The sequence below is a fragment of the Crassaminicella profunda genome, from assembly GCF_019884785.1.
Taxonomy (GTDB): Bacteria; Bacillota; Clostridia; order Peptostreptococcales; family Thermotaleaceae; genus Crassaminicella; species Crassaminicella profunda.
The window spans coordinates 1,215,694-1,235,797 of the sequence record NZ_CP082326.1; the positions used below are offsets into that span (position 1 = coordinate 1,215,694).

The following is a 20,104-nucleotide window of genomic DNA, read 5'->3' on the forward strand; positions in this document are numbered from 1 at the left end:
ATGCAAAAAAGTCATCATAGAGGATTTGAAAATAATTTTATACTACCGAACCAGGTAGAAGAAAAGGAAAGAAGACAAGAATTTGAAAGTATAGCATCAAATGAAAAGATATTCAGTGGAGGATTAAAATCAACTTTAGAGCAAATAAAACATTAGAAAGGAAGTGACCTTTATGGAAAATACAAAAAATGCAACTTTGAATAAGCAATACAAATATAATCAATATGTGAAAAAGAAGAGCCCGAAGCCTAAATTTTTAAAAAACTCCATATGGGCATTTTTCGTAGGTGGATTTATTTGTACAATAGGGCAATTTATTTCAAACACCTTAAAAAATATGGATCTTCCAAAAGATGACGTATCTACAGCTACTGCAATTATTTTAATTTTTCTAGGGGCATTTCTTACGGGACTAGGGGTATATGACAAAATAGGAAAAAGGGCAGGAGGAGGTTCTATTGTTCCTATTACAGGCTTTGCAAATTCAATTGTATCTCCAGCTATGGAATTTAAAAGAGAAGGATATATATTTGGTGTAGGTGCAAAAATGTTTATTTTAGCAGGACCTGTTTTGGTTTATGGATTTACTTCTTCTGTAATTGTTGGATTAATATATTTTTTCCTTGATAAATAAGGAGGCTGAAAGCATTGGCTATAAAGAAAATAGGAAAACAAACAGTAAAATTCCAAAATCCTCCTGTCATCATTGCAACAGGAACCACTGTAGGACCCAAGGAAGGGGAAGGTCCATTAAGGGAATATTTCGATACGGTTTTATCTGATGATTTGTATGGAGAAAATAGTTGGGAATTAGCTGAGAGCAAGATGTTAAGAGAGTCAGTAAAAAAGGCTATACAAAAGGCAGATAAAAATATCTCAGAGATGGACTATATGTTTTCAGGAGATTTGTTAAATCAATTAATGTCTACTTCTTTTGCAGCAAGGGACCTGGGAATACCATTTTTTGGGTTATATGGAGCTTGTTCTACTATGGCAGAATCATTAAGCTTAGGAAGTATGATTATGGATGGAGGTTATGCAGATTATGTAGTAGCTGTTACGTCAAGCCATTTTAGTTCAGCTGAAAGACAATATCGGTTTCCATTAGAGCATGGAAATCAAAGGGCACTTACTGCTCAATGGACTGTAACAGGTTCTGGTGCTGCTGTATTAGGAACAAATGGAAGAGGACCTCAAATTACCCATGTAACTACTGGAAAAGTAGTTGATTTGGGAATAAAGGATGTAAATAATATGGGTGCTGCTATGGCGCCAGCAGCAGCAGATACCCTTGTAAATCATTTTCAAGATACAGGCTTCACTCCTGAATACTATGATTTAATTGTAACAGGAGACCTTGGCGCTGTGGGGAAAGAAATCGCTGAAGAAATGGTATTGGATAAAGGTTATAATATGACAAAAGTCTATAATGACTGTGGACTACTTATATTTGATAACAAGGTTCAGGATACTCATGCAGGAGGAAGTGGGTGTGGATGCTCTGCTTCAGTCTTTTGTGGATATATATATAAAGAAATGATGAAAAAAAATTTAAATACGGTATTACTTATTTCAACAGGAGCATTATTATCTACTACAAGTGCTCAACAGGGACAAACGATCCCAGGAATTGCACATGCTGTAACAATTACAAATACATTAGAAGGGTGATAAATATGGATTATCTTCGAGCATTTATTGTTGGTGGTGTGATATGTGTCATTGGGCAGCTTCTAATGGATGGAACAAAGCTTACTCCAGCCCATGTATTGGTATTGTTTGTTACCTCCGGCGTGATTTTAACTGCTGTTGGGATTTATGAACCTATCGTAAAATTTGGTGGAGCTGGAGCTACCGTGCCTATACCAGGATTTGGATATACCTTGGCAAAGGGAGCTATGAAATCTGCAAAGGATAATGGTTTATTAGGGGCATTTACAGGGGGAGTTCAAGCTGGTGCAGGAGGTGTTGCAGCAGCAATAGTATTTGGCTATACAATGGCACTTATTTTTAATCCAAAATCAAAGAAGTAAAAGAAAGGATCCTGCATATGAAAAGAAAAGTAATTTTAGTAACAGATGGAGATCGTGTTGCACAAAGGGCTGTTCAAAGAGCTGTAACCAATATTGGTGGAAGATGCATATCACGTTCTGGAGGAAATCCTACACCTGTGAGTGGTAGCGAAATAGTAGAATTAATTAAAACTGCAAAATATGATCCCGTGGTAGTTATGGTAGATGACAAAGGAAGTCCAGCTACAGCAGAAGGGGAACGAGCACTATATGAAATTGCTAATCATCCAGACATTGAAATCTTAGGAGTTGTGGCAGTGGCTTCAAATACACCAGGAGTAGAAGGAATTAAAGTAGATTTTTCCATTTCTTGTAATGGGAAAATTGTTAAAAGCTCTGTGGATAAGCAAGGGTTACCCAAAAAAGAGAATATTCTTTATGGAGATACGGTAGATATTATTAATCAATGCAATGTTCCTTTAGTTATTGGGATTGGAGATATAGGAAAAATGGATGGTAAGGATGATTGTGAGATTGGTGCTCCCATTATTACAAAAGCAATGGAGGAAATATTAACTAGGAGTGGATATTTCAATGGATCTAAAAAAGAAATTAGAGGAAAATCTAAAAATTCTTGATGAGGAATTAGGCATATCTAAAAGCTTTGATGTTGTAAATAGAGAAATACTTATTGCTAATAAAAAAGCTTGCTTATTGTTTATTGATGGCTTTGCAAAAGATGATATCATGTTATATATCATGAAAATTCTTCAAAATTTAGAATCAAAGGATTTTCGAAGATGTATTGTAGAAAAGCTAATGAAGGAAAAAATTCCTTATTTAGAGGTTGAAGCAAGCAGAGATATGGAACAGATTAAATTTATGGTGTTATCGGGAGCTTTGACAATTTTGATTGATGGAGAAGAAGAAGCTATTATACTTGATGTGAGGACGTATCCTGCAAGAGGACCAGAAGAACCAGATTTAGAAAGAGTTACAAGGGGAGCAAGAGATGGATTAACAGAAACCATCGTATTTAATACAGCATTAATAAGAAGAAGAGTAAGAGATCCCAACTTAAGATTTGAAATGACGAAAGTTGGAAGAAGATCCCAAACAGATGTGGTAGTAGGATATATAGAGGATATTGCCAATCCCAAGCTAATAGAGGATATCAAGAAAAAGTTAGATGAAGTTGATACAGATGCTTTAGAGATGGCAGAAAAGAGTTTAGAAGAATTTATATTAGGAAGAAATTGGAATCCTCTACCTCAGGCAAGGTATACAGAAAGGGCCGATGTAGCTGCAGCCCATTTGTTTGAGGGACATATGATCATTATGGTAGATACAACACCTAGTGTAATGATTCTTCCTGTGACCATTTTTCATTTTACTCAACATGCAGAAGATTATTATCAAAATCCTGCAGTAGGGACTTACATGAGATGGATTCGATTAATTGCTATGTTTTTATCTTTTATATTACCTCCACTATGGTTGGTTTTGGTGTATAATAAAGGAATCCTTCCAGATTGGTTAAAATTTTTAGGACCTAAAGAGACGGGGCAAATTCCTTTGTTTTTGCAGTTTCTCACTTTAGAAATGGGCATTGATATTTTAAGAATTGCATCCATACATACACCCAATGCGTTGACTACTTCTTTGGGAATTATAGGAGGATTAGTCTTAAGCGAATTTGCAGTGAAGGTAGGATGGTTTATTCCAGAAACAGTACTATATATGGCCATTGCAAGTATTGGGATGTTTGCAACTCCTAGTATTGAATTTTCTATGGCTATAAGAATCTTTCGATTGATTTTATTAATATGCACGGGACTTTTTAAAACCATAGGATTCTTTGGAGCCTCTTTATTTTTATTCATTGTAATTCTTCGTACAAAATCCTTTGGTGGCGTAAGTTATTTATGGCCTCTTATTCCTTTTAATAGAAGAGGATTATCTACTGTTTTCTTTCGAAAGCCTATTCCAGAAATAAGATATCGACCAGATTTTCTAAAAACAAGAGATCAAGACTGTTCACCGCCGAAAGATACAACGCCAGAATAAAAAAGAAGACTCCGAGGAGTCTTCTTTTAATTTTGAGAGTCAATGATGATTTCTTCATTTTCATTTGGTTGAATGGTTCCATCTGGTATATTATTTTCAGGATCTAAAGGATTATTCTCTCCAGGTGAAGGAGATGGAACAAAATCTATTGGTGGCTGACTATTAAATTCATTGTGATCAGGACAGTATTCAATAGGTGCTTCATATTTATAGTCACCTGGTACGATGCCATTATTTTTTGCAGGATCGTATGGGACTTTTCTTTTAACGAAAACTCGTTTTTCAACTAATGTTGGTGGACAATATGGAGTAGCGAGTTTATTGGTACTCGTATCTACTTCTAACTGAACATGTACATCATCATAATCTGTTGGTTGTGTACCTTTAATAAAGTATTCACTTCGAACAGTAGAACCTCTAGGATCAAGCTTGCTAAATTCTGTAGGGAGTTTTCCAGATTTTGTATCTACTGAAATACGAATAACATCTTTAGGCTTTGTAAAACTCTTACCAGGTAGTCCTTCATGAACTTGATCCATGACCTTTTTCCAAAGATACAGCTTTCCTCTTGTAGCTGCTCTTCCAAGTTCTATTTGAAGGTCATTTCCCATCCATACAGCACCTACATAATAGGGTGTATAACCAACAAACCAAGCATCATAGCTATCTGATGTGGTACCTGTTTTCCCAGCTACTTGGATATTTTTATTGTTTAATGTTGCTTTACGTGCAGTTCCACTTGTTACAGTTGTTCTCATCATATCTGTTACAATAAATGCTGCTCCAGGACTAGCTACGTAATTTTTATAGCTTTCATTTTCTAAAATAATATTTCCTTCTCGATCTGTAATTTTTGTGAATGATTTAGGTTGAATGTAGATTCCTTCATTGGCTAAAGCGCCATAAGCAGCAGTCATTTCTAATGGGCTGATTCCCTTTGTCATTCCACCAAGGGCTACAGCCGATAGATTTTGGTCATTGTAGCGACCCTTTTCTACTAAACTTGTAATGCCAAATTTCTTTAGATAATCGATTGATGTTTGAACACCAATTTTTTCACCAATTTTTACGGCTACAACATTCATAGACATTTCAACTCCTCGTCGAAGGGTTGATAAGCCATCAAATCGTTTAGTCCAATTTCTAGGCCACATGCGACCATTACCATCGTAATGAGGAACATCATCTACAACAGTAGCTGCTGTCCATCCATTGTCAATGGCAGGAGTATAAATAGATATGGGTTTAATAGAAGAACCAGGCTGTCTTGGCTCTATGGCTCTGTTATATAATTTTCTACCTTTAACTTCTCTACCTCCTACAAGACCTTTGATTTCTCCCACATAAGGATCTATGATAACCATAGCGGATTGAGGTTGTACAACACCTTTATCGCTTATGTAATAGTTATCTTTATTGATGAGTAGATTACCGCTACCATCTTTGATGAAAAATTCAGGATTTGATGATATAAATGAACTACTTACAATGACATTTTTATTACTATCATATTGCTTGTATTCACTTGGAATTTTTAAATTTCCACCCTTGTGCATTAAAACTTCTTTTGCTGCATTGAGTGTATAAGAATCTTTTACAGAAACTCGTACACCTGCGATTTGTCCGTTTTCATAAAGAGATGTAAAGTTTAAGCGTTTTCCTTTAAAAAGAATAAGGTTTCCTGCTGGATCATACTGATAATGTCCTTTAGGAATAATTAGTTGTTCTTGATTATTAATAAGATTTGTACGCTTATACATTAAAACTTTTCTGTTTTTTGCTAAGATATTGCCGGCACTATCTTTTTTGGCTATTAAGCCAGGAAAATTCTTATTGTCTTCATATTCTTTTTCAAGTATTTTTTGAATTCTTAAATCCATGGTACTGTAAATTCTAAGACCTCGATTATAAAGCATAATTTTTGCTTCTTCTTCGGTTTTTCCTAATTGTTCCATAATGGCTTTGATAACATCACTTTTTACTTTATCTGTAAAAAATGATGAAATGCCATAAACTTGTTTCTTTCCAGGTTTTAAATGTGTTTTTAAATCTTCATTCATTGCTGATTGATATTCTTCTTCTGTAATCTTATTTTCATTTTTCATGATTTTTAAAACCAATTGTTGTCTAGGCTTATATCTCTCATCATAAACGATAGTATAAATCTCATCGCTATCATCTATAATATAATGCTTATTTGGATCAACATCTTCTTTTCTAAGTGTTTTTAATGGTGAATATTTAGAAGGATTTTTTGTGATACCAGCGATTAATGCACATTCTGCTAAATCTAATTCACTTATATCCTTTGAAAAATAAGTAAAGGCTGCGCCTTGTACGCCCTTAGCACCACCACCTAAATATACAGTATTTAAATATGCTTCTAAAATTTGAGGTTTTAGTAATTGTTGTTCAAGCTGAAATGCGTAATATGCTTCCTTAACTTTTCTTTCTACACTTTTTTCATTGGTTAAATAAAGATTTTTTACTAATTGCTGGGTGATTGTACTAGCACCTTGTACAGGAGCACCTGCTTTAAGATCTTCCCATAATGCTTTTACAATTCTTTTTGGATTAATGCCTCTATGAGTCATAAAATCTTGGTCTTCAATGGCAATAAAAGCATCTTTAAGATCTTCTGGAATTTTATCAATTTTTACAATGGTTCTTAGGCCATCCCCTTCAACTTTTTCGATGAGTTTTCCCTGATTATCATAAATAAAGGAGTTTTCATCAAGGCGTGTGTAAATATCGCTACCGTCAATAGGTTCAGCAGATTTGACAATTGCAAAAACCCATCCAGCTAATGCGCCACCTCCAATAAAAGTAACCAATAAAAACATAAGAATAAATATTCTTATAATACTTATTTTTTTCTTCTTCTTTTTCTTTTTTGAACTTCTAGATTTTTCTTCGTTATTTTCTGTCAAAGTAAATCCCCTCCTAATACAGAAAGAAAAAAGTATAAAAATAATTGGACACAACTACTCATAATTATATCATATGAATAAGGGGTTGTTAATGAAAAAAACAATATATCCATTTATAGGAGGGTTTTAGTGGAATGGTTTTATTGTTATTAAGGGGATATTTTGTTATGATAATGATAGAATTTTGAAAATATATATCTTTAAAAAGGGGAAGAGAACATGCTATATAGAAATAGTGATTTTTATATTGATCATGATTTTGAAATAAGAGTTGTAAGAGAAGAAAAAAATGATATAGATTTATTGATTCCTATAGAAAATAGAACTTTAAACTTATATTTAGAAGGGGAAGAGGTTTTAAATTCAAGAATGCAGTTTTCTACTATAAAGGGAATATTATTTAGATTTTGTACCTTAGAGAATAGTCATATTTGTACGATTCACTTACTAAGAAATATAGATATACATTCTTCAATTGTTAATTTTGAAATAGATTATAAAGATTATTTTATTGGGATTAAGAATAAAGAATATTTTATAGAAATGAGATTTTATAAAAAAGAGGGAACTGCTTTACAATAAAGGATTTATGTAAATATAAAAGCTTGACAGAAAAACTGTCAAGCTTTTATTGATCTTTCATATTTTGCATTTGTAAAAAAGCCATAGCCATTTCAAGACCTTTTACAAGTTCTGTTTTTACAAGATCTAAATTTTGTTCTTCTGTACCATCAGTTACAGTAAGTCTTACCATGTTTTTACCCACTTCAAGCTGAACAAAGTCATCCTTTAATATAGATTTTGCAGCATCCTTTAACATGGATCTAATTTTTTGATCTTGTAGATAGTTTTCAAATTGATTTTGTAGTGAAATTAATATTCTTTTTTCTTCATCGAATTTTACATATTTTATAAATTGATTTAAAGTGTCCATAGCATAATCCTTTCTATATAAAATTTCACGTTTATTATAACATTTTTAAACAAAAAAGTCCTTGCTATTTTTGGTTTTGAAGTTATTAAAAATTATATTGCACCTAGTAGGAAAAGATGCTATAATTATTTAGGATTAAAAAGGAATCTTTAATTCAGTCCAGAGAGACTGGCAAGATAGAAATATTATGCTTCAATGATTTTGTATGTGCATATAACTTCTTGTCAGTAGGCAAGAAGTTTTTTATATATGGTTAAAGTTAAAAAATGTTGCCTTTTAATTCGGTCCAGAGAGGCTGAGAAGGGAGAAGTGTGATACTTTCTCCTTAAAAAATCAAAGGAGGTTTTTTTATGTCAGAAAATATATTAAGAGAAGCTAATGTAAAAACGAAAAAGGATACAATAGGATTAGACTCAGTAAAAAAAGTAATATTAGCACTTCAACATTTGGTTGCTATGTTTGGAGCAACAGTTTTAGTGCCTATGCTTACAGGACTTGATACATCTGTAGCATTAGTGGCAGCTGGAGTAGGAACATTGTTATTCCATTTAGTAACAAAAGGAAAAGTACCTGTATTTTTAGGGTCATCATTTGCATTCATCCCAGTTATTTTGACTGTTAAAGAAATGTATCATGGAGATTTAACTTATGCACAAGGCGGAATTATTATAGCAGGAGCATTATATGTAATGACATCTTTTATCGTAAAAAAAATAGGTGTTGATAAAATAAAAAGATTTTTACCAGCTCAAGTAGTAGGGCCAATGATTATGGTAATCGGTTTGAATCTTGTACCTGTAGCCTATGGCATGGCAAAAAGTAATTTAATTGTAGCTGCAATCACCTTATGTGTAGCATTAACCATTACATTAAAAGGAAAGGGATTTTCAAAACAATTATCTATCTTAATAGGTGTAGTGGTAGGATATTTAGTTTCTATGAAAATGGGAATTGTGGATATGAGTGTTATGAAAGAAATACCAGTTGTGGCAATACCAAGCTTTACATTTCCTAAATTCGAAATAGGAGCCATTGCCATTATAGCACCAGTAGTTCTTGCAGTTTTCATGGAGCATATAGGTGATATTACAACAAATGGACAGGTAGTAGGACAAAATTTCATTGAAGACCCAGGTTTAAATCGTACTCTTTTAGGAGATGGACTTGCAACATTATTTGCAGGGTTTATAGGGGGACCAGCAAATACTACTTACGGAGAGAATACAGGGGTTTTAGCAATTACAAAAAATTATGATCCTTCTATATTAAGACTAGCAGCAGTATTTGCAATCCTTTTAGGATTTGTTGCTAAAATTGGAGGATTTTTAAGAACCATCCCAGTACCAGTAATGGGTGGAATCAGTTTGATGCTTTTCAGCATGATTTCATTAATCGGTGTAAAGACAATAAAAAATGAAAAAGTAGCATTTAACATGAAAAATATAATTGTTATGGTAGCTATTTTAATACTAGGGCTAGGCGCTGCATATATTGAAAAATATACTGGTGTAGCTATTGCAATCCCTATAACGGCATCAGTTAAAATATCTGGTTTAAGTCTTGCAGCAATAGTAGGGGTAGTATTAAATGTAGTATTAAATGGAACAAAGAAATAAATCATAAGAAAAACCACTTTTCTTTTAGAAAAGTGGTTTTTTAATGGAATATATTAAAAATGCTATAAATAAAATTCATGGAAAAACCATTTTGTATAAAAAAACTTACAATTAAATAGATAAAGAATATGCAAATAAAAGTCTCTGCCATATTTCCAGAAGAAATCGTTAGTATAAACCGATATTTTTTATTACTTAAAGGGTAAAAAAGCTCAATGCCTGCAATGGTCATAAAATCTCCCACTAGATGGGAAATAAGGCCGATGATGAAGGATAAAATAATTTGCAGGGGGAGAGTATTCTTGAGAACAAAAAAGGCAATAGAAGCTATGCTACCCATGCCTAAAATACTATGAGTAAAACTCCTGTGTTGAGATAAGCCAATTAAGATTAATATAATGGCTAAAGCAAAAGTTAAACGATTATCAAGGCCATATCGATAAAGTAGGAACCCTCCAATACTGCAATAAAATAGAACTTTACCGACTCTATTTTTCATAGGAAGAATTTTTTGATTGATCTTTGCTTTGGGATGATCCATATCAGGAATCAAAGATCCTATTAAAGCTGCTGCTGTTGTTGTAAGTGCAGGTTCGTAACCTAATTTTGGAAGTAAATATAAACTGGCTACAGAACCAAATAGCATGTGTGTTTTACCATTCATATGATGAAACCATCCTTTTTAAAGTAATTAAAACATATGTTCTGATCTATTATAGCATATTTATTAGAACCTGTGTTCTGAAAAATACTTATATGTGTGAAAAGTAAAGCCATTTCTCTAAAAAGAAATGGCTTTAATATCTTGTATTCAAAATCTTTTTTTCTAGTGCAAATAATTCTTCTAATGAATCTTTTTCTAAGGTTGAAAGTATTTTTTCTCTATAAATCTTACTTAATGAGATCTTATCTTTTTTTTCTCTATTTTTTAAATCACTCCAATAAAACTTTCTTCTTTTATGATAAAGATCTAAATCAACAATTCTTGTACCATCATCTAAATATTCTAATCCTAAAAGCATTTTTTTTATGTATGAAGGTTCATAGAAGGTGAAAAATCGGATGCGATAAATACCAACAGAATAGAATATAGTAGCTGCATCTGTTCCCCAGGATTCTCCTAGGATCAAACCAAGCTGAAGATTTTCCATAATGTGAACAAGTCTTTCATAGTGAAGGGCATATTCTCCGTAGCTATCATATATTTTAATATGTAGTTCATACCAATCTTTATTATCTAGTCCAATATTTAGATATTTTAAATCATGAATTCTTAAATCTTTCATGAGGGTAGAATAATTTCCATGAATCAATAAAGATTTTTCATAGATATTTGAAAGACTGATGGGATGATTTAAAGGATTTTTTGTAAAGGCAATGACTGTACCCTTGTTATTTTTCTCTAGTATTTCATCAAAAGTACCTATATGTCCGTTATAATCTTCTTTTACTTCATTGACTACCTTTTCTATATCGCCAAAGTATCTCATAATAATAATTCGTGGAGCGATTCTTGAACAAGATATGAAATCATATTTCTTATTGTTTAAAATATGACTTAAAACTGTTTCAACTTCACCTTTTAACACCAAAATATTTTTTATATCTGTTAGATTAAGGAGATCTTTCATTTTTTCAGTTAAGAGAATAACGATATTGTCTTCATTAGATTTTTCAAAGGCTGTATCCATATTACATTGAAAAGCATCAAAATGATTTTTAAAATAATTGATTACTTCATGAATATAGCAACTTTCAAGAATTAAAATTTTTGGACCACTTCGTATAATAGAAAACATAATATCCCCCCATTTAAAATCCAATTTTGAACTTGCCCAATCGACTGTCATCTGTACCATAGGGATAAGGTAAAGTAAATATCCTTTTGCTCTCAAGTAAAATGACATTTATGGCTAAAATTCCATTAAGATAAATTTTGTCATCTTCTATCTTACTGTTGATTGTAAGATCATGACCAAATAAATTGTATTGTGATGAAGATTTTTTTATTTCATCAGGAAAATGAGTGATTTTTATTTCCAAATCTTCAAGATTAATTATATCACTTTTTTCTATAATTTTGCTTCGATTTGTTATATTATTAACAACTTCTTCATCGTCATGATTTCCTAAAGCTAAATAAATTTTTTTAGCAGAAGAATTTTCTAATATCTTAATGAGTTGAGGTACTTTTTTCTTATATTCATCTAGTCTATAAGGATAGATTTCCAGCTTGATATTATCCACCAAATCGCCAGAATGGATAATATAGTCTGGTTGCAATTTTGATATTAGAAAATTCAATACAGAAAAAAAATTTGCCGGAGTATCTGATATATGAAGGAGTATTTTTTCCCTAGTATTTAATAATTCTTCCGGAATATAGACGCTACCGATTAAGAAATAGAAAAGCTTTTTAAAATTTATCAATTTGATCAATCCTCTATTCATGGTATTTATTTAATATTATACAATAAAAATTAAGAATTATGAGGATCAAGTAGTAAAAGGATATTTTTCAATAAAAAAAGCCACAATAGATAGATCTATTTGTGGCTTGATGGGTTTACGCAACAACAATTTCTTTTGAACTTTCCCATAATCCATGAAGATTACAATAGCTTAATGCGTAAAGAGTTCCAGAGTTTTTGAATTTTACATAGGTAGATACACATGGTTCATCAAAAATATTGTTTTCACCATGAGCTCTAAATTCAAAAGTACCTAATTCGATAGGAAACTTCCCATTTTCAGGTAAAAAGAATAGCTTAAACCATGAAATGTGATGCTCCATTGTGTTAGGATGTTTAATTGCATCGCCAATAGAAACTTTAATTTCTGTTAATGCTTCCGCCTGTATTTTTTCAGGAGCATGAATGATGGGTACATGCTTTTCACCTTTCCAATCTCCAATTTTTATCATTTGTCCTAATTGGTTCATATATACCTCTCCTTTGTTTTTTCGATTTTTAGTATTACGTAGTTTATATATACCCACTTTTTCAAAAAATAACAGTTTTTTTTATTTTTTTATCATGAGTAAGGATTGAAGAATAGAATATACTAAGAAAAAGAGGTGATAAGTATGGAAAATAAAACAATTAATTTATTTGAAGAAAAAATGAAAAGGTATAAAAAAGAACTATTAAATGAGTATGAAATTAATTTAATTATAAAAGATATGCTAGATGCAAAAAAAGATTTAGAGGATGATTCATGATATAATAATTGGAGGAATTTAACGTAAAGGGGATAAACTAAATATGGATAAGGAACAAAAGGTATATGATCTTTTAGAAGAATTAAAAATAGCCTATGATATATATGAACATAAACCGATTTTTACAATTGAAGAAGCTAATCAGTTGAATATAGATATTCCAGGTAGTCATTGTAAAAATCTTTTTATTCGAAATAGAAAAGGAAATCAACATTATCTTGTAATTTTAATGGATTCAAAAAAAGTAGATTTAAAAAGCTTATCAAAGCAAATTAGCAGTACAAATTTAAGCTTTGCTTCAGAAGAAAGATTACTAAAATATTTAAATCTTACACCAGGCGCTGTTACGCCTTTTGGACTTATGAATGATAATGAAAAGCATGTAGAGGTTCTAGTGGATAAAGATTTAATAGATTCAGAGTATATTTGTTTTCATCCTAATGTAAATACAGCAACCATTTCTATAGCCTATAAGGATTTTGAAAAATTTTTAAGGTGGTGCGAAAATAAAGTTTTTTATGTAGAAATACCATAATGATTGTTATTAGGGATGATAAAAATATCCTCACTCTCATAAAGGAGTGAGGATATTTTTTATTTTACCTTAAGAGTACGCAGACGATTGATTGCTGCAGATAATTCAAATTTTCGAGGAAGTGCTAGATTTCCAGGATGTTTTCCCGTGTATGGAGAAATTACTTCTAGTCCATTTTTCTCAATTTGTGCGTATAGTTTTTCAATAAGAACTGAAAGGGGAGTAGTGTTATCTACCAAATTTTTTGATAAATATTTTATCATAAGAGCAATGGCACGGGTTTGACTAGGATCTATTAATTGTTCTACAAAGGATAGATCAATATTACTTGTTCCGTAGATGATGGTATGAAGTCCTTTTGCATCAACTTTTTCTTTTTTTCCTCTAGAGGCATTAAAGCTTTGATTTTTGATGATGCGATGAGAAATTTCTCCGAAATCTTTTCCCCCTTCTGTTTTTCTTATATGTTCAAACCTTTTTGCAATATCTTTTCCTTTTTTTGTTACATCTATAGCTTTGTATTCGTCTAGCATAATAATACGGTCTGCAATATGAAAATAATCTCCAGATCCACCAATGACTAAAATAGTAGAAACTTTATGATTTTCATATAATTGTCTTGCTTTATCGATAAAAGGAGTGATAGGTTCCTTTTCTTTTCCCACTAATTCTTGCATGCGACCATCACGAATCATAAAGTTTGTAGCACTAGTATCTTCATCAATGAGTAAAACTTTGCTTCCCATTTCTAAACTTTCAACAATATTTGTAGCTTGAGAAGTACTTCCACTGGCATCTTCTGTAGAAAATCTTGTGGTATCCTTATTAAATGGAAGATTATTGATGAAAGGAGATATATTTACCTTTTCAACCCTTCTTCCATCTTCTGCTCTTATTTTAAAGGCAGTAGGATTAGTAATTACATATTCTCGTCCATCACCAAGGATGTGATTGTAAATCCCTCTCTCCATTGCTTTTAATAATGTACTTTTTCCATGATAACCTCCTCCAACAATAAGGGTAATTCCTTCTGGAATGGCCATACCTCTTATGGGTTCACTGTGGGGAATGGGAATTTCAATTTCTAAAGAAGACGGAGATACAAAGGGAACTACCTCATCATTGTTGAGAGGTTTGTTGCTAATACCACTTTCTCTCGGTAAAATAGAACCATTTCCTAGAAAACAAATATATTTGTTTTCATTTAAGAATTTTCGAATAGTTTGTTGTTGATCTGTTAATTCTAAATGATTTATGAGTTGTTTTTTATTGTATTCAAAAACAGCTTTTTTTAGTAAATGAGGAATATGATCACAAAGAAGCTTTATAGCTTGTTTGCCTAAAATGGTTCTACCCCTTGCTGGAAGTCCAAGAGATAGACGAAATTCTATTTTTTGATGATCGATTTTGACAGCAGTTCTTTGTAGAATTTCTTGACTTGGTGCATCTATTAAGATTAATCCACTCTTTCCAGAACCACTTTTATTTGTACTATAAGATTGAATGTTTTTAGCTGCTTCTCTAGCAAAAAAATCTTCAAAGGCAATTTTTCTATATTTTGTTTCATAAAACCTTTCTTCAAATTTTACTATATCCTTTGAAAATTCAACTCTTATACGAGATGGACTGGCAAAAGGGTCTGCTTGAACATGATCTATATGAAGAAGAAAAGCTTCTCCTTTATAGGTACCTTGAATATCTTTGTAGGCTTTATAGCCTCTGCCATCTATTTGATTTAATTTTTTCCTTAAAAGTTCCAAATGAAGTCCTCCCTTTATGATGTGATGAATTAAAGTCTTAACAATATTATATCAAAAGAAGAATAATTAAAAAGAAGAAACCTATTTAATAAATTATGTTCAAAAGAATTTAGAATTATTATAAAATAGAGATATTAGGGGAAATATGTATTCAAGAAAAGAGGGGTAAGGATGGAAAATAAAATGATTTTAGGAAAAAGTATAGAACAATGGAAAAAAGATTATCCACTACTTAATAAATTAATAGAAACAGAGGAAGTATTTTGGACAAATCCGAAACATGGAAAATTTCAGGAAGCTATAGAAAATATTTCTTTGAATGAAGAAGATGTAAAAGATGCTGAAGAAAGATTAGAAAGATTTGCACCCTATATTGCAAAAGTATTTCCTGAAACGAAAGAAAAGAAAGGTATTATTGAGTCTCCAACTGTAAAAATTCCTCATATGAAAGAATATCTTGAGAAAGCATTTGATCAAAAAATATTAGGGGATTTATTATTAAAATGTGATAGTCACCTTGCCATTTCTGGGTCTATTAAAGCAAGGGGTGGAATTTATGAAGTATTAAAGCATGCAGAAGACTTAGCAATAGAAGAAGGCATGCTAACAACTAAAGATGAGTATTCTATTTTGGATAGTGAACCATATAGAAAATTCTTTTCAAATTATTCTGTTGCTGTAGGTTCAACAGGAAATTTAGGACTTAGTATTGGGATTATGAGTGCCAAACTTGGATTTAAAGTATTTGTTCATATGTCAGCTGATGCAAAGCAGTGGAAAAAAGACCTTCTTAGAAGCAAAGGAGTTATTGTAGTTGAATATGAATCAGACTATAGTAAAGCAGTAGAAGAAGGTAGAAAACAATCTGATTTAGATCTAAATAGTTATTTTGTAGATGATGAAAATTCTCAAAACCTATTCCTAGGATATGCGGTTGCAGCTTCAAGATTAAAAAAGCAGCTTGAAAAATTAAACGTAGTTGTAGATGAGGATCATCCATTATTTGTATATCTTCCCTGTGGTGTTGGTGGGGGACCAGGAGGCGTTGCCTTTGGATTAAAACTTGCCTATAAAGATAATGTACACTGCTTCTTTGCTGAACCCACACATTCTCCATGTATGCTCATTGGTTGTATGACCGAGGCCCATGATCAGGTATGTGTTCAAGATTTTGGCATCGATAATGTTACAGCTGCAGATGGATTAGCAGTAGGGAGAGCCTCAGGATTTGTGGGGAAAACATTAGAATATTTACTTAGCGGGGATTATACAGTAGATGATGATAAACTATATGTATTATTAAAGGCTTTAGCAGATACAGAAAAAATTGACTTAGAGCCTTCTGCATTAGCAGGTGTTGTTGGAGCAGTTGATTTGTTTAAAACAAAGGCAGGAGAAAAATATTTAGAAGATAAAAAGTTAAAAGACAAAATGAAAAATGCAACCCATATAGCTTGGGCTACAGGTGGGAGTATGGTACCAAAAGAAGAAATGAATAAGTATTATGAAAAAGGTCATAAATTATCTAAGAAATAATAAGATGGGGTTATAGAAGGCTTAAAACTACAAAATCACACTCTTTATAAAAGAGGGTGATTTTTTGTATTTTTAATTGCTATCATAATGGGAATAGCTTATTATAAATATGGAGGTATACATGATGAAATATAAAAATATTAAAAAAGCTGTTTTTTTATCTAGACCCAATAGATTTATTGCCCATGTATTGTTGGAGGGGAAAGAAGAAGTTGTTCATGTGAAAAATACAGGGAGATGTAAGGAAATTTTAATAGAGGGAGTACCTGTAATACTAGAAAAAGCTACAAATCCCCATAGAAAAACGAAATATTCTTTAGTTGGAGCTTATAAGGATCATAAGTTTTTAATCAATATTGACTCACAAATAACAAATTATGTAGTGTATGAGGCTATATGTAACAATCAGGTAGAGGAACTTATAAATTTAGATTATTTAAAGAAAGAAGTAAAATCTGGAAATTCTAGATTTGATTTATATTATGAAAAGGGAGACAAAAAAGGATTTATTGAAGTGAAAAGTGTGACATTAGAAGAAAATGGTGGATGTAAGTTTCCAGATGCCCCTACACAAAGAGGTAGGAAGCATATTTATGAATTAATAGAGTTACAAAGAAAGGGATATGAAAATTATATTTTTTTCTTAATTCAAATTGAAAATATGAAGACTTTTACAGCAAATGGTAGGACAGATCCAAAGTTTGAAGAAGTGTTAAGAGTAGCAAAGGAAAAAGGGATTAGAATACTTGCCTATGATTGTTATGTAAAAGAAGATGAATTAACTATAAAAAATAAAGTTTCTGTAGAGATTAAATGAAAAATTTTCAGATGAAATTTATACATGAAGATACAAAGCTCATTCAGATGAACAAGGGGGATGCAAATGATTATATCTTATATTGCATTAGTCATGCGAATTATATTAATGTCTGTAGAAAGAATTGTAGTAAGATTATTAGGAAATGATGAGGGGGATATTTATAGCAATACGGCTGCTAGTTTTTTGTTTTTCTTTATAGGGGCTTTGTTCTTGCTCCCCTTTAATGTGTTTGTAGAAGTAGATAATTTTAAATTCTTGTTGCCTTGCTATATAAGTAGCTTGGTATATGCGGTAGGGTTTGTTGCCTATGTTACTGCTCTTGCCACAGGAGAAGTTTCTCTTGTAACTCCAATACATAGTTTGAATGCACTGTTTTTGATGATACTATCTTTTGTATTTTTAGGAGAAGCTATTACCATTACAAAAGTTTTTGGTGTTATAATTATGATCGTTGGATTGTCCATATTAAAAAGAATGGGATCACCTTTAAAATCTATTAAATTCATTTTTAATGATTCATCATGTAGATGGATGCTTTTATTTGTAGTACTTCAATCTTTAGGAAGAATCGTAGATAAATATTTTTATGTATCCGCGTCCCCTATTCTGTATTCTACAGTTTTATATTTTTTCATTGCACTGAATATATGGATTTTTCTAATGGTAAAAAAGAAACGACAATATATATATGATATATTTAATGGTAAAAAAGTTGTATCCATTATTAGTGGGGCGATTAATGGTTTTGCTTATCTTTTTTTACTTATAGCTTTAAATCATATAGAACTAAGCATAGCAGAGCCATTCACTCAAATTTCAATGATTATCACCATGATTCTTTCTTATATTTTTTTCAAAGAAAATATTAAAGAAAAGATACCAGGTTCTATTTTAATTCTTATAGGAGGCTGGTTGTTATTATATAATCACTAATATGTTTATTATTATTTTCGACTAAAAAGGACTTTATTTCAGAATAAAGTCCTTTTTTAGAGTAAACACATACCAAATATTAACAAATAATGAGAGAACCTTTATATAAAAATTATAACTTCAAATAACTAGTGGAGAGAAGTAATAATAACATTATTCAAAGAACTATGGGAATTGATATATATTTTCAATAAAGATAAAATGATTTGTATGAGTGAACGGGTTTAATAAGATTGAACAAAAGATATTGAGATGAGTATGTTCTTAATAGGAATCAATTTATATGTATACTCATAGAAATAGGAGTTTTATAAAAAGATAAAATCATTTAATTTCTAAAAGCATAAGCAGTTAAAATGGGGGAGAATTATGGAGAAAAATCTTTTAAGTATTGATTGGGATTACTTCATTCCTATCAAGAAGGAATGGTGCGGTTCATATATAGAAAATAAAAGAAATATAAGTAAGATTTGGTACAATCGCTATATAAGCAATAACATGATAGAAAATAATTTAGAAGAATCTATTCATGTTGGTTCAGAATGCAATGATTTTTGGGATAAAATAAAAAAATACTTTAACATTTCAAAATCCGTTAAAGTATTCATTTCAGATTCCCATAAGTTATCGTATAAAATTGCAAAAGAAAATGCATGTAACAAGGTATTTTCTTTTGATGCTCACTCTGATTTAGGATATGGAGGATTAAAATCTCTTGATTTTGAATTGAATTGTGCCAATTGGCTAGGAAAGCTTTTAAAGGACTGCGTGATTAAAAAAGCAAATATTATATATAGTCCCTATTCCTATGAGAAGAAAGAAGATTTTAACGAAATGAATACAAAATTTAACATTGATTATTGCAATTTAAAAAAATTAAAGGAAAAGGAAGATGTAACTGTTATTCATATTTGTAGATCTGGTGCATGGACACCACCTTGGTTAGATTGTAAGTTTAGGAAATTTGTAAAAAATTTAAAATTACCTTATAAAGTAATCAATTGTCCTAATAGAGAATGGAACATAGAGAATTTAACATTATCAGAGCAGCTTGATTATATACTATGTTGATAAAATATTAATCCATAATGGTATTGAAAGAAATAGTTCCCCTTTTTAAGTAGAGACATAAAATAAATAATAGACATATTAAAAGGTAAAGGGGGAAGGATTTTGAGTAGGCTCAATCCTGATAAACTTTCTACAACATTTATTCCGCCAATTACTAAAGAAAATCCTATTATACCTAGAAAATACACACTAACCCATTCAGATATTACTGGTGAACTATTTTTAACAATAGGTCCTGAATATGATTATGAGGCAATTGATCCAGTTATGAGAGATGAAGTATTGGCACATTGGAGTAAAATGAATGGACAATATATTTTCAATGCTTATGTTTATGTAAATGGCCAATTTGGTATGGATTCTGCTGCTAGGAGATATATGATCTTTAAACGGGAATTACCTTTAGCCTTAGAAGCTATTTTTTATGGGGATAAAGCGCTGTTGAAAAAACATCCATATTTGAATGATGCTCCTATATTTGTGCATTTTCGTTCTATGTATCCTCAGTATAATCGGATAGAATATTTTGGAACACCTAAAGATTATAAAATATAAGGTAGTAAACAATAAAAAGACTTCTTATTGGAAAGAAGTCTTTTTATTATTTAGAAGAACTTTTTTATAGAATTTCATTTGAAAAAGTTGCAAAAGCAAACTAAATAAAATATAA

General features: G+C 31.2%; 22 protein-coding genes. 15 read left to right on the forward strand and 7 right to left on the reverse strand.

Going from position 1 to position 20,104, the window contains the following annotated elements; genetic code table 11:
* From K7H06_RS05415 to K7H06_RS05440, 6 genes are read left to right on the forward strand one after another with little or no spacing between them, the layout of a single operon-like run.
* Complete coding sequence (locus K7H06_RS05415) at window positions 1–156, forward strand: hypothetical protein (protein ID WP_223038868.1); 156 nt, start codon at window positions 1–3, stop codon at window positions 154–156.
* Between the two features lie 16 nt (window positions 157–172).
* Window positions 173–634 carry a stage V sporulation protein AC gene (spoVAC, locus tag K7H06_RS05420; RefSeq protein ID WP_223038869.1) on the forward strand — a complete coding sequence of 154 codons (462 nt, stop codon included), beginning with the start codon at window positions 173–175 and terminating at the stop codon, window positions 632–634.
* A 14-nt stretch (window positions 635–648) separates the two neighbouring features.
* On the forward strand, window positions 649–1,671 hold the full coding sequence (gene spoVAD, locus K7H06_RS05425; RefSeq protein ID WP_223038870.1) for a stage V sporulation protein AD: 1,023 nt from the start codon (window positions 649–651) through the stop codon (window positions 1,669–1,671).
* A gap of 5 nt (window positions 1,672–1,676) precedes the next feature.
* Window positions 1,677–2,033: a stage V sporulation protein AE gene (gene spoVAE / locus K7H06_RS05430; RefSeq protein WP_223038871.1), complete on the forward strand. Its 357-nt coding sequence runs from the start codon at window positions 1,677–1,679 to the stop codon at window positions 2,031–2,033.
* 17 nt (window positions 2,034–2,050) lie between these two features.
* Entirely contained in the window at window positions 2,051–2,650 is a 600-nt protein-coding gene (gene spoVAEA, locus K7H06_RS05435) for a stage V sporulation protein SpoVABEA (protein WP_281426036.1), read from the forward strand.
* On the forward strand, window positions 2,607–4,079 hold the full coding sequence (locus K7H06_RS05440) for a spore germination protein (RefSeq protein WP_223038872.1): 1,473 nt from the start codon (window positions 2,607–2,609) through the stop codon (window positions 4,077–4,079). The genes spoVAEA and K7H06_RS05440 overlap by 44 nt, the downstream gene beginning before the upstream one ends.
* Window positions 4,080–4,105: 26 nt before the next feature.
* Here the strand turns inward: K7H06_RS05440 and K7H06_RS05445 are convergent, their stop codons facing one another.
* Entirely contained in the window at window positions 4,106–7,009 is a 2,904-nt protein-coding gene (locus tag K7H06_RS05445; protein WP_223038873.1) for a penicillin-binding protein 1A, read from the reverse strand.
* A gap of 219 nt (window positions 7,010–7,228) precedes the next feature.
* On the opposite strand from K7H06_RS05445, the gene K7H06_RS05450 reads away from it, so the two are divergent.
* Window positions 7,229–7,591, forward strand: a complete 363-nt coding sequence (locus tag K7H06_RS05450; protein ID WP_223038874.1) for a hypothetical protein — start codon at window positions 7,229–7,231, stop codon at window positions 7,589–7,591.
* A 46-nt stretch (window positions 7,592–7,637) separates the two neighbouring features.
* Here K7H06_RS05450 and K7H06_RS05455 read toward each other — a convergent pair whose 3' ends face one another.
* A complete protein-coding gene (locus tag K7H06_RS05455) occupies window positions 7,638–7,943 on the reverse strand; it encodes a hypothetical protein (protein ID WP_223038875.1) in 306 nt (101 codons plus the stop codon).
* 350 nt (window positions 7,944–8,293) lie between these two features.
* Here K7H06_RS05455 and K7H06_RS05460 point away from each other — a divergent pair, with 350 nt between their 5' ends.
* Window positions 8,294–9,559 carry a uracil-xanthine permease family protein gene (locus K7H06_RS05460; protein WP_223038876.1) on the forward strand — a complete coding sequence of 422 codons (1,266 nt, stop codon included), beginning with the start codon at window positions 8,294–8,296 and terminating at the stop codon, window positions 9,557–9,559.
* Between the two features lie 40 nt (window positions 9,560–9,599).
* On the opposite strand, the gene K7H06_RS05465 is transcribed toward K7H06_RS05460, so the two are convergent.
* The 4 genes from K7H06_RS05465 to K7H06_RS05480 form a co-directional block, all read right to left on the reverse strand.
* The gene (locus K7H06_RS05465; protein ID WP_223038877.1) at window positions 9,600–10,223 is read right to left on the reverse strand and encodes a metal-dependent hydrolase; all 624 of its coding nucleotides are present in this window, start codon (window positions 10,221–10,223) and stop codon (window positions 9,600–9,602) included.
* Window positions 10,224–10,356: 133 nt separating this feature from the next.
* A complete protein-coding gene (locus K7H06_RS05470) occupies window positions 10,357–11,358 on the reverse strand; it encodes a hypothetical protein (RefSeq protein ID WP_223038878.1) in 1,002 nt (333 codons plus the stop codon).
* A gap of 13 nt (window positions 11,359–11,371) precedes the next feature.
* On the reverse strand, window positions 11,372–11,989 hold the full coding sequence (locus tag K7H06_RS05475; protein WP_223038879.1) for a metallophosphoesterase family protein: 618 nt from the start codon (window positions 11,987–11,989) through the stop codon (window positions 11,372–11,374).
* 136 nt (window positions 11,990–12,125) lie between these two features.
* Window positions 12,126–12,500, reverse strand: a complete 375-nt coding sequence (locus K7H06_RS05480) for a class II SORL domain-containing protein (RefSeq protein WP_223038880.1) — start codon at window positions 12,498–12,500, stop codon at window positions 12,126–12,128.
* Window positions 12,501–12,644: 144 nt separating this feature from the next.
* On the opposite strand from K7H06_RS05480, the gene K7H06_RS21325 reads away from it, so the two are divergent.
* Window positions 12,645–12,779, forward strand: a complete 135-nt coding sequence (locus K7H06_RS21325; protein ID WP_281426038.1) for a hypothetical protein — start codon at window positions 12,645–12,647, stop codon at window positions 12,777–12,779.
* A 43-nt stretch (window positions 12,780–12,822) separates the two neighbouring features.
* On the forward strand, window positions 12,823–13,314 hold the full coding sequence (locus tag K7H06_RS05485) for a prolyl-tRNA synthetase associated domain-containing protein (RefSeq protein WP_223038881.1): 492 nt from the start codon (window positions 12,823–12,825) through the stop codon (window positions 13,312–13,314).
* Window positions 13,315–13,373: 59 nt separating this feature from the next.
* On the opposite strand, the gene K7H06_RS05490 is transcribed toward K7H06_RS05485, so the two are convergent.
* Window positions 13,374–15,074 (reverse strand): ABC-ATPase domain-containing protein, encoded by a 1,701-nt coding sequence (locus tag K7H06_RS05490; RefSeq protein WP_223038882.1) that lies wholly within the window; start codon window positions 15,072–15,074, stop codon window positions 13,374–13,376.
* 171 nt (window positions 15,075–15,245) lie between these two features.
* Between K7H06_RS05490 and dsdA the strand changes: the two genes are divergently transcribed.
* From dsdA to K7H06_RS05515, 5 genes are all read left to right on the forward strand, one after another.
* Window positions 15,246–16,610 (forward strand): D-serine ammonia-lyase, encoded by a 1,365-nt coding sequence (gene dsdA, locus K7H06_RS05495; RefSeq protein WP_223038883.1) that lies wholly within the window; start codon window positions 15,246–15,248, stop codon window positions 16,608–16,610.
* Between the two features lie 124 nt (window positions 16,611–16,734).
* Window positions 16,735–17,427 carry a DNA/RNA nuclease SfsA gene (gene sfsA / locus K7H06_RS05500; protein WP_223038884.1) on the forward strand — a complete coding sequence of 231 codons (693 nt, stop codon included), beginning with the start codon at window positions 16,735–16,737 and terminating at the stop codon, window positions 17,425–17,427.
* 66 nt (window positions 17,428–17,493) lie between these two features.
* Window positions 17,494–18,363, forward strand: a complete 870-nt coding sequence (locus K7H06_RS05505; protein WP_223038885.1) for an EamA family transporter — start codon at window positions 17,494–17,496, stop codon at window positions 18,361–18,363.
* 369 nt (window positions 18,364–18,732) lie between these two features.
* Entirely contained in the window at window positions 18,733–19,434 is a 702-nt protein-coding gene (locus tag K7H06_RS05510; protein ID WP_223038886.1) for an arginase, read from the forward strand.
* A 102-nt stretch (window positions 19,435–19,536) separates the two neighbouring features.
* A complete protein-coding gene (locus K7H06_RS05515) occupies window positions 19,537–19,989 on the forward strand; it encodes a staygreen family protein (RefSeq protein WP_223038887.1) in 453 nt (150 codons plus the stop codon).
* Window positions 19,990–20,104: the final 115 nt, after the last annotated feature.

Coding starts and splice junctions, on each gene's coding strand:
- K7H06_RS05460 (WP_223038876.1), top strand. CDS start 8,294: ATGTCAGAAAATATATTAAGAGAAGCTAATGTAAAAACGAAAAAGGAT.
- spoVAEA (WP_281426036.1), top strand. CDS start 2,051: ATGAAAAGAAAAGTAATTTTAGTAACAGATGGAGATCGTGTTGCACAA.
- K7H06_RS05465 (WP_223038877.1), bottom strand. CDS start 10,223: ATGAATGGTAAAACACACATGCTATTTGGTTCTGTAGCCAGTTTATAT.
- sfsA (WP_223038884.1), top strand. CDS start 16,735: ATGAAATATAAAAATATTAAAAAAGCTGTTTTTTTATCTAGACCCAAT.
- K7H06_RS05450 (WP_223038874.1), top strand. CDS start 7,229: ATGCTATATAGAAATAGTGATTTTTATATTGATCATGATTTTGAAATA.
- K7H06_RS05440 (WP_223038872.1), top strand. CDS start 2,607: ATGGATCTAAAAAAGAAATTAGAGGAAAATCTAAAAATTCTTGATGAG.
- K7H06_RS21325 (WP_281426038.1), top strand. CDS start 12,645: ATGGAAAATAAAACAATTAATTTATTTGAAGAAAAAATGAAAAGGTAT.
- K7H06_RS05485 (WP_223038881.1), top strand. CDS start 12,823: ATGGATAAGGAACAAAAGGTATATGATCTTTTAGAAGAATTAAAAATA.
- K7H06_RS05510 (WP_223038886.1), top strand. CDS start 18,733: ATGGAGAAAAATCTTTTAAGTATTGATTGGGATTACTTCATTCCTATC.
- K7H06_RS05505 (WP_223038885.1), top strand. CDS start 17,494: ATGATTATATCTTATATTGCATTAGTCATGCGAATTATATTAATGTCT.
- K7H06_RS05470 (WP_223038878.1), bottom strand. CDS start 11,358: ATGTTTTCTATTATACGAAGTGGTCCAAAAATTTTAATTCTTGAAAGT.
- dsdA (WP_223038883.1), top strand. CDS start 15,246: ATGGAAAATAAAATGATTTTAGGAAAAAGTATAGAACAATGGAAAAAA.
- K7H06_RS05455 (WP_223038875.1), bottom strand. CDS start 7,943: ATGGACACTTTAAATCAATTTATAAAATATGTAAAATTCGATGAAGAA.
- spoVAE (WP_223038871.1), top strand. CDS start 1,677: ATGGATTATCTTCGAGCATTTATTGTTGGTGGTGTGATATGTGTCATT.
- spoVAC (WP_223038869.1), top strand. CDS start 173: ATGGAAAATACAAAAAATGCAACTTTGAATAAGCAATACAAATATAAT.
- K7H06_RS05415 (WP_223038868.1), top strand. CDS start 1: ATGCAAAAAAGTCATCATAGAGGATTTGAAAATAATTTTATACTACCG.
- K7H06_RS05480 (WP_223038880.1), bottom strand. CDS start 12,500: ATGAACCAATTAGGACAAATGATAAAAATTGGAGATTGGAAAGGTGAA.